General features: G+C 51.4%; 1 rRNA gene. It reads left to right on the forward strand.

Annotated features, from left to right (window positions below):
* Window positions 1-1156 (forward strand): 23S ribosomal RNA (locus AC0Z42_RS29700); the annotation flags it as partial.
* Between the last annotated feature and the right edge of the window lie 41 nt (window positions 1157-1197).

A 1197-nucleotide genomic window follows, 5' to 3' on the forward strand; every position in this document is an offset into this window, starting at 1 on the left:
AGGGTGAAAGGGTTGCAATAAACTGGTGGCTGCGACTGTTTAATAAAAACACAGCACTCTGCAAACACGAAAGTGGACGTATAGGGTGTGACGCCTGCCCGGTGCTGGAAGATTAAATGATGGGGTGCAAGCTCTTGATTGAAGTCCCAGTAAACGGCGGCCGTAACTATAACGGTCCTAAGGTAGCGAAATTCCTTGTCGGGTAAGTTCCGACCTGCACGAATGGCGTAACGATGGCCACACTGTCTCCTCCCGAGACTCAGCGAAGTTGAAATGTTTGTGATGATGCAATCTACCCGCGGCTAGACGGAAAGACCCCATGAACCTTTACTGTAGCTTTGCATTGGACTTTGAACCAATCTGTGTAGGATAGGTGGGAGGCTTTGAAGCGGGGACGCTAGTTCTCGTGGAGCCAACCTTGAAATACCACCCTGGTTTGTTTGAGGTTCTAACCTTGGTCCGTTATCCGGATCGGGGACAGTGCATGGTAGGCAGTTTGACTGGGGCGGTCTCCTCCTAAAGTGTAACGGAGGAGTTCGAAGGTACGCTAGATACGGTCGGACATCGTGTTGATAGTGCAATGGCATAAGCGTGCTTAACTGCGAGACTGACAAGTCGAGCAGGTACGAAAGTAGGACATAGTGATCCGGTGGTTCTGTATGGAAGGGCCATCGCTCAACGGATAAAAGGTACTCTGGGGATAACAGGCTGATTCCTCCCAAGAGTTCATATCGACGGGGGAGTTTGGCACCTCGATGTCGGCTCATCACATCCTGGGGCTGTAGCCGGTCCCAAGGGTATGGCTGTTCGCCATTTAAAGTGGTACGTGAGCTGGGTTTAAAACGTCGTGAGACAGTTTGGTCCCTATCTGCCGTGGGCGTTGGAAATTTGAAGGGGGCTGCTCCTAGTACGAGAGGACCGGAGTGGACGAACCTCTGGTGTACCGGTTGTCACGCCAGTGGCATTGCCGGGTAGCTAAGTTCGGAAGAGATAACCGCTGAAAGCATCTAAGCGGGAAACTTGCCTTGAGATGAGATTTCCCAGAGCCTTGAGCTCTTTGAAGGGTCGTTCGAGACCAGGACGTTGATAGGCTGGGTGTGGAAGTGCAGTAATGCATTAAGCTAACCAGTACTAATTGCCCGTACGGCTTGTCCCTATAACCTTAGCAGGTACAGAGGATAAGACGGTACAACGTTG

This window comes from Janthinobacterium sp. 1L-D-8-B-C4 (assembly GCF_057291295.1).